Below are 7,856 nucleotides of genomic sequence, written 5' to 3'. Positions count from 1 at the left end.
GCTGGTCCCGCTCACCGCCGCGGCGGCCGCGGGCTACGCCGTGCGGATGCCGCCGACGCGGGCGCCGTCCAGGATTCCGCCCTACGTCGGGCCGTTGCTCGTACTCGCCGGGCTGCTCGCGCAGTATCTGGTCACCGACCTCGGCCGCCCCACGGAGTGGGCCGGGGCCGCCCGCCCGGCGGCCGCGACCGGCTACGCGGCCCTGCTCCTGGGCGCGGCGCTGACCGTGCCGTGGCTGGTGGGGTGGGCCGGTACCGGCTGGGCGGCTCGCGCGGACAAGGCGTGGTCGCTGTGCGCGGCCCGCCGGATCGAGTCGAGCGCGGGCGGGATGGGCGGACCGCTGGGCCTGGCCACGATCGCGGTGGCGGTGGTGACGACGAGCCGCCTCGCGGGCGAGCGGGCCCGGATCCGGATGTCGGACGCGCCGCTGCTCGTGCTGGTCGCGGCGGCTTCGGTGTCGGCGGTGGCGATCCTGCTCGTGGTGACCGTCGAACACGGTTCGGCCCGGCGCGAGACCTCGCGCACGTTGCATTCGCTCGGTGCGACCGCGCCGGTGGATCGCCGCGCGGCGCTGGTCTCCCTCGTGTTGCCGGTGACGGTGTGCGTGGCGACCGGTCTGGCGATCGGCGCGCCGGCGGCGTGGTTGTCCCGGGCGGGCAGCCCGTTCCCGACGGTGTCGACACGGGCGGCGGACCTGGGCACGGCCTGGGCCGTGACGCTCCTCACGGCGGCCCTGATCACGGCGGGCTGGGTGGTGGTGCGTGACGGCGGCGCACAACGGCGGCGCCGGCTCTGAGTCACGAAGCGGGGCGGGTCGGCCTTGGTGCCGGGCCGCGGATGTCCGGCGGATGTGGAGATCCACACCGGCCTCCACCGGGCCTGGGCCTCGGGAATCTCCACCGATAGCCTCTGGCCTGCGAAAAAGCCCCCGTACATGGGAGAACACTCCGAGCCCGGCGCGGCGTCCCCTTCCGCGGCGGGCTCGAAGTGCTCATCGTCTCGGGGGCCACGCGACCCCGAGCCGCGCGCCGGATCGTGTCCCTTCGACCGGCGGCTTGGGCGTGCCGCCGCCGGCTCATTCGAACGGGGGGATCAAAGGATCCGGCGGCTTGGCACTGAGATCAGTCTGCCCCCAGGCGCCTAAGGATCCGATAAGGATTCCGTTACCCGTTCTATATCAGCGAGTATCTTGACCGGATCGGGCTGTCGACGCCCTACACCTCGGCGGCGGCGAGCTGCCCGCACGCGCCGTCGATGTCACGACCGCGGGTGTCTCGGACCGTGACCGGCACGCCGTGCTTGGTCAACAGGCGGACGAACTCCTCCTGCCGCTCGGCCGTGGACGCGGTCCACTTGGAGCCCGGGGTCGGGTTCAGCGGGATCAGGTTGACGTGCGCGTTGTGGTTCTTCAGCCGGCGGCCGAGCAGGTCGGCCCGCCACCCGTGGTCGTTGATGTCCTTGATCAGCGCGTACTCGATCGAGACCCGGCGCCCGGTGACCCCTTCGTAGTGCCACGCCGCGTCGAGCACCTCGCGCACGTCCCACCGGGTGTTCACCGGCACGAGCGTGTTGCGCAGGTCGTCGTCGGGCGCGTGCAACGACAGGGCGAGCGTGACCGGGACGCGCTCCTCGGCGAGCTTGTACATCGCCGGCACCAGGCCGACCGTCGACATCGTCACCGAGCGCGCGGAGATACCGAGGCCGTCGGGGGTGGGGTCGGTGAACCGGCGCACCGCGCCGACGACCGCCTTGTAGTTGGCGAGCGGTTCGCCCATCCCCATGAAGACGATGTTGCTGACTCGGCCGGGTCCGCCGGGGACCTCGCCCCGGGCGAGCGCGCGGGCGCCGGCGAGCACCTGCTCGACGATCTCGCCGGTGGACAGGTTGCGGGTCAGGCCCGCCTGGCCGGTGGCGCAGAACGGGCAGTTCATCCCGCAGCCGGCCTGCGAGGACACACAGATCGTGACCCGGTCCGGGTAGCGCATGAGGACGGCCTCGACGAGCGTGCCGTCGAACAGCTTCCACAGTGACTTGCGGGTAGCGCCGTCGTCGCACGAGATGTCGCGCACGGACGTCATCATCGTCGGCAGCAGCGCCTCGGCGAGCTTGGCCCGCGACGCGGCGGGCATGTCGGTCCACTGCGCGGGGTCGTCCGAGAGGTGACCGAAGTAGTGCTTGGACAGCTGGGCCGCGCGAAACGGCTTCTCCCCCAGCTCGGCGACGGCTTCGCGGCGCTCGGCGGAGGTCAGGTCGGCAAGGTGGCGCGGCGGCTTCGAACGACGCGGCGGCGCGGTGAAGGTGAGTTCTCCTGGTTTGGGCATGGCTCGTCCAGTGTCGCAGGTGGCTCGATCTTTGTGAGAGAGAGCAGGGCGGGGCCGGTTTCGGCCCCGTTTGCGCACACACGCGGCCTGTCCGGGTCGGGCTGGTGACGGGTGGGACCGGTTCTCGGTTCTCGGTTCTGGACCGTCGGTCGTGCGTCGTGCGTCGTGCGTCGTCCGTCGCGTCAGACGAAAGCGGCGAGCAGCAGCCACACCACGGGGGCCGCGGCCAGGAGGGAGTCGAGGCGGTCCATCACGCCGCCGTGACCGGGCAGCAGGCTGCCCATGTCCTTGACCTTCAGGTCCCGCTTGATCATCGACTCGGCGAGGTCGCCGAGCGCGGACACCGCGGCGGCCGCGACGCCGACCACGGCGCCCTGCCACCACGCGCCGTCGAGCATGAGCATCACGCACAGGGCGCCGGCCACCGCGGAGGTGACCACCCCGCCCGCGAAGCCCTCCCAGCTCTTGCCGGGGCTGATCGTGGGGGCCATCTTGTGCGGGCCGCCGGAGGTGACTCCGGCGGCGTACGCGCCGGTGTCGGCGCACACCACCAGGATGATGAAGGTCAGCACGCGCTGCGCGCCTTGGTCGTCCGCGAGCATGAGCACCGCGAAACCGGCCAGGAACGGCAGGTAGAAGACGGTGAAGACGCCTGCGGTCATGTCCCGCAGGAAGTCCTCCTGTCCCTCGGTCATCCGCCAGACCATGACCGCGACGGCGGTCAGCGCAGTGGCGATGGCGAGGCCTTCCGCACCACGCGCGTAGCCGGCGACGAGCATCGCCACCGAGCCCACCGCGAGCGGTACGAACGGCAGGCGGATGCCGCGGCCGACGGTCGCGCCCTGCGGGGTGCGCCCCGACGCGTCGGCGACGGCCTCGGCCTTGCCGAACGCGCCGGTCAGTTCCCACAGGCCCACCAGTACCGCGATCAGCACGACGCCGACGAACAGCACCGGAAGAGTCAGGAGCGAAGCGACGATGACAGCCCCGAGGCCGGCCCCTACCGCGATCGCCTGAGGGAGGTTGCGCCCGGCCTTGCCGACACGCTTGGCCGGAGGTTCGTCGGTCACCGCAAGCCCCTTGTGCCCGGTGCCCGAACGCGCGACGTCCGCCCGCGCGGGCTCCTGGCGAAACAGCGGATCCGGCGACGGCTCCGGTTCGTCCCGCAGGTCGTGGCCCGCGATCGGTGACAGCACCTGCGTGTGGTCATCCTGTGTCTGTACCCCGACGGCCGCGGGCCGGTGCTGCTGCGCACGGGTGGCGCCGTCGTCGCCGTAGGACTCGGGGCGGCCGTGACCGTCCGAGCCGTGGGTGCCTTGCGCGTGGACGGGGTAGCCCTCGGCGCCCTGCCCGTTCGAGGCGTAGGGCGTCGCCACGACACCGGCGGCCTGCTCCGGCCACGCGCCGTACGCTCCGTACGGGTCGTGGCCGGACTGCGGGTCGGCCGAGGGTTCGGCCGGCGAATCGGCTGGCGGCGTGCCGCCCCAGGTCGAATCGTTCATCAGACTTCGAGCAGCTCGGCTTCCTTGTGCTTGAGCAACTCGTCGATCTGCGCGACGTACTTGTGGGTCGTGTCGTCGAGTTCCTTCTCGGCGCGACGCACGTCGTCCTCGCCGCTCTCGCCGTCCTTGACCATCTTGTCGAGCGTTTCCTTCGCCTTGCGACGGATCGCCCGGAGCGAGATCTTCGCGTCCTCGCCCTTGGCCCGCGCGAGCTTGATGAACTCCCTGCGGCGTTCCTCGGTCAGCTGCGGGAACACGACACGGATGAGCTTGCCGTCGTCGGTCGGGTTGACGCCCAGGTCCGAGTCACGGATCGCCTTGACGATCGCGGGCGTCGAGCCGCGGTCGAAGGGGGTGACGATGACCATGCGCGGTTCGGGCGTGGTGAAGGACGCGAGCTGGTTCACCGGGGTCGGCGAGCCGTAGTAGTCCACCAGGATCTTGTTGAACATCGCGGGCGTGGCCCGCCCCGTGCGGATCGCCGCGAAGTCGTCCTTGGCGACCGTGACGGCCTTCTCCATCTTTTCCTCGGCTTCGAGGAGAATCTCGTCGATCATCTCGGCTCCTGTCCCGGTCCTGTCGCCGTCGATCAGCCGTCGGTACGGCTGACCAGGGTGCCGATCTTCTCACCCCGCACGGCGCGGGCGATGTTGCCCTCGACGAGCAGGTTGAAGACGACGATCGGCAGTTCGTTGTCCATGCACAGGCTGATCGCGGTGGCGTCCGCCACCTTGAGCCCGCGGGCGAGCACCTCGGCGTGATCGAGACGATCGAACATGACCGCGTCCGGGTTGGTCTTCGGGTCGCAGTCGTACACGCCGTCGACGCCCTTGGCCATCAGCAGCGCGACCGCGTCGATCTCGAGCGCTCGCTGGGCGGCCGTGGTGTCGGTCGAGAAGTAGGGCATGCCCATGCCCGCGCCGAAGATGACCACGCGACCCTTTTCCAGGTGTCGCACGGCCCGGCGCGGGATGTACGGCTCGGCGACCTGGCCCATCGTGATGGCGGTCTGCACGCGCGTGTCGATGCCCTGCTTCTCCAGGAAGTCCTGGAGCGCGAGGCAGTTCATCACGGTTCCGAGCATGCCCATGTAGTCCGAGCGCGCGCGGTCCATGCCGCGAATCTGCAACTCGGCGCCCCGGAAGAAGTTGCCACCGCCTATCACGATGGCGACCTCGGTACCGCGGCGGACGACATCGGCGATCTGCAACGCGATGGTCTGCACGGTGTCGGGGTCCACACCCAGGGCCCCGCCGCCCGCGAAAGCCTCGCCGGAGAGTTTGAGCAACACTCGGCGGGCATACGGGTTCGGCTCGTCGCCCTCGGCGGACGACGAGGAGGCCGCTTTCGTTTCGGTTTCCTGCACGGTTCCCTCCACGCCTTGCGGCCTCCTCGCCATACTCACATTCACTACCCTTTGCCTACTGCATGCCCCGTGGTGGGGCAGGTGTCGCGCGGTACTGCTCAGACACCCACGCGGAAGCGCGCGAAGCGCTTGACCTTGACGCCGGCCTCGTCGAGAACCTTGCTCACCGACTTCTTGCTGTCCTTGGCGAACGGCTGGTCGAGCAGCACGTTCTCCTTGTAGTAGCCCGTCACGCGGCCTTCGACGATCTTGGGGAGCGCGCCCTCGGGCTTGCCCTCCTCGCGCGCGGTGGCCTCGGCCACGCGACGCTCGTTCTCGACCGTCTCGGCCGGGATCTCCTCGCGGGTCAGCACCGTCGGCGAGAACGCGGCGATGTGCTGCGCGACGTCCTTGGCGACCTCGGCGTTGGCGGCGTCGAGCTCGATCAGGACACCGATCTGCGCGGGCAGGTCGGGGCTGGTCTTGTGCAGGTACGTGGCGACGAAGCCGTCGGCGTACTGCGCGAAGCGGTCGAGCACGATCTTCTCGCCGAGCGTGACGTTGGCGTCGTCCACGTACTGCTGGACGGTCTTGCCGGCCTCGATCTCGCTCGCGAGCAGCGCGGCGACGTCGGCGGGCGACGTCTTGGCGACGTGCTCGGCGAGGGCGTTGGCGGCGGCGATGAACTTGTCGCTCTTGGCGACGAAGTCGGTCTCGCACTTGAGTTCGAGCAGCACACCCGACGCGTTGCCGTCGAGCACCGCGACGACCGCGCCGTTGGAGGCCGAGCGGCCCTCGCGCTTGGTGACGCCCTTCTGGCCCTTGACGCGAAGGATCTCGACAGCCTTGTCGACGTCACCTTCGGCCTCTTCGAGGGCCTTCTTGCAGTCCATCATGCCTGCGGCGGTGAGCTCACGGAGCTTCTTCACGTCCGCGGCGGAGAAGTTCGCCATGTCCTGATTCTCTCGTCTCTGGCGTTGTCGGCCCGGTTGCCCGAGCCACTGCGGGTGGGTGGTGCCCACTCGCCGAAGGTCAAAAGGCGGTGGCCGTATCGACACATACGGGGACGTACGGGATGTGTACGCACCGTGATCGGGTCCGGGCACAGGGCGAGGGGTACGTCGGCGTGGCCGTCGTACCCCTCGCTTGGGGTCAGACCTGCGGGTCGGCCTCGGCGGCGGGCGCCTCGGCGGCGGCCTCTTCGGCGGCGGGGGCAGCAGCCTCTTCGGCGGCCGGAGCGGCAGCCTCGGTGGCCTCGGCCTGCACGTCGGCCTCGGTGACCGGGCCGGACTCGACGGTCGGCTCGGCGGCCTCGGCGGCGGGGGCGTCGGCAGCCGCGGCGGCCTCGTCCTTCTTGCCGGCCTCCAGGAGCTCGCGCTCCCAGTCGGCGAGGGGCTCACTGGCGGTGGGGGCCTTGTCGGGCGCGCCACCGGAGCGCGACATGAGACCGTCGGCGACGGCGTCGGCGATCACGCGGGTGAGCAGCGTGACCGAGCGGATCGCGTCGTCGTTGCCCGGGATCTTGTAGTCGACCTCGTCGGGGTCACAGTTGGTGTCGAGGATCGCGACGACCGGGATGTGCAGCTTCCGGGCCTCGCCGACGCCGATGTGCTCCTTCTTGGTGTCCACGATCCACACGGCCGAAGGCACGCGTTGCATGTCGCGGATACCGCCGAGGGTCTTCGCCAGCTTGTCCTTCTCGCGCTTGAGGACGAGCAGTTCCTTCTTCGTCATGCCCGAGCCGGCCACGTCGTCGAAGTCGAGCTGCTCGAGCTCCTTGAGGCGCTGAAGGCGCTTGTAGACCGTCGAGAAGTTGGTCAGCATGCCGCCGAGCCAGCGCTGGTTGACGTAGGGCATGCCCACGCGCGTCGCCTGCTCGGCGATCGCTTCCTGCGCCTGCTTCTTGGTGCCGACGAAGAGGATCGTGCCACCGTGGGCGACGGTCTCCTTGACGAACTCGTAGGCGCGGTCGATGTACGACAGCGACTGGAGCAGGTCGATGATGTAGATGCCGTTGCGCTCCGTGAAGATGAAGCGCTTCATCTTCGGGTTCCAACGGCGGGTCTGGTGACCGAAGTGGACGCCGCTTTCCAGCAGCTCCCGCATCGTGACGACGGCCATGGCCGTACGCTCCTTGGTTTCGCGTCCCGGCGGTCGTGCCCGGGACTCTCGGTTGTTCCGTGACGACAGGTCGTCGTCACGCCTGACGCCCGCGACACCATGCCGAGGTCTTTGCGGATCCCGGACCGAGAGGCGTCCCCGTCGAGTCCCGTCCGTAGCGTCCCGCAGGGAACGCCGGTGGCTCGAAGGTGGGCGTGCGAAGTCGGCCCGGAAAGCCGGGCCGCTCCGGGAAGTGTACGGGAACCGCGCGGGGGCGAGCGACTCGCCTTCCGGCCACTCGTTTATCGGTGATTTTCCGGCCTTGTCGGGCTGTGCACAGGTCCTGACCGAGTGTCAAACCACTGTCCACACACACGGGTTCCGCGGCCGATGTGGCGGGATCTGTCCACAGGTTCGGGTCGGGTGCGCCGCGCGGGCGATCCGGTCGCCGAGGGTGGCCACATGAACGCATCGATTCCGGGGCGCGGGCCGGCCCTGTTGTGTGTGTTGTTGCTCGCGGCGGCTGCGTCGGCCGGTCGTTCGCCGGTGGCGTCGGGGGCCGGCCGCGACGGGGGCGGCGCTCGACCG

General features: G+C 70.1%; 6 protein-coding genes and 1 pseudogene. 1 reads left to right on the top strand and 6 read right to left on the bottom strand.

Annotation, left to right across the window (positions count from 1 at the left end):
- Positions 1-796 (top strand): annotated as a pseudogene (locus GT354_RS19880) (hypothetical protein); the annotation flags it as partial.
- A 418-nt stretch (positions 797-1,214) separates the two neighbouring features.
- Here the strand turns inward: GT354_RS19880 and rlmN are convergent.
- From rlmN to rpsB, 6 genes are all read right to left on the bottom strand, one after another.
- A complete protein-coding gene (rlmN, locus tag GT354_RS19875; RefSeq protein ID WP_161357645.1) occupies positions 1,215-2,321 on the bottom strand; it encodes a 23S rRNA (adenine(2503)-C(2))-methyltransferase RlmN in 1,107 nt (368 codons plus the stop codon).
- Between the two features lie 182 nt (positions 2,322-2,503).
- Entirely contained in the window at positions 2,504-3,823 is a 1,320-nt protein-coding gene (locus tag GT354_RS19870) for a phosphatidate cytidylyltransferase (RefSeq protein WP_161357644.1), read from the bottom strand.
- Complete coding sequence (gene frr / locus GT354_RS19865; protein ID WP_161357643.1) at positions 3,823-4,380, bottom strand: ribosome recycling factor; 558 nt, start codon at positions 4,378-4,380, stop codon at positions 3,823-3,825. The genes GT354_RS19870 and frr overlap by 1 nt, the downstream gene beginning before the upstream one ends.
- 32 nt (positions 4,381-4,412) lie before the next feature.
- The gene (gene pyrH / locus GT354_RS19860; RefSeq protein ID WP_346012093.1) at positions 4,413-5,201 is read right to left on the bottom strand and encodes a UMP kinase; all 789 of its coding nucleotides are present in this window, start codon (positions 5,199-5,201) and stop codon (positions 4,413-4,415) included.
- 86 nt (positions 5,202-5,287) lie between these two features.
- Complete coding sequence (tsf, locus tag GT354_RS19855; protein ID WP_161357641.1) at positions 5,288-6,121, bottom strand: translation elongation factor Ts; 834 nt, start codon at positions 6,119-6,121, stop codon at positions 5,288-5,290.
- A 199-nt stretch (positions 6,122-6,320) separates the two neighbouring features.
- Complete coding sequence (rpsB, locus tag GT354_RS19850) at positions 6,321-7,289, bottom strand: 30S ribosomal protein S2 (RefSeq protein WP_161357640.1); 969 nt, start codon at positions 7,287-7,289, stop codon at positions 6,321-6,323.
- Positions 7,290-7,856 lie beyond the last annotated feature (567 nt).

Origin of the sequence: Streptomyces sp. SID3343 (assembly GCF_009865215.1) — a bacterium.
Classification (GTDB): domain Bacteria; phylum Actinomycetota; class Actinomycetes; order Streptomycetales; family Streptomycetaceae; genus Embleya.
Note: the sequence above shows the minus strand (reverse complement) of the source record. Positions and strands in the feature narration are given on the sequence as shown.

Excerpts from the sequence above, each read along its gene's own strand:
- rlmN (WP_161357645.1), bottom strand. The coding sequence starts at position 2,321 with ATGCCCAAACCAGGAGAACTCACCTTCACCGCGCCGCCGCGTCGTTCG.
- GT354_RS19870 (WP_161357644.1), bottom strand. The coding sequence starts at position 3,823 with ATGAACGATTCGACCTGGGGCGGCACGCCGCCAGCCGATTCGCCGGCC.
- frr (WP_161357643.1), bottom strand. The coding sequence starts at position 4,380 with ATGATCGACGAGATTCTCCTCGAAGCCGAGGAAAAGATGGAGAAGGCC.
- tsf (WP_161357641.1), bottom strand. The coding sequence starts at position 6,121 with ATGGCGAACTTCTCCGCCGCGGACGTGAAGAAGCTCCGTGAGCTCACC.
- rpsB (WP_161357640.1), bottom strand. The coding sequence starts at position 7,289 with ATGGCCGTCGTCACGATGCGGGAGCTGCTGGAAAGCGGCGTCCACTTC.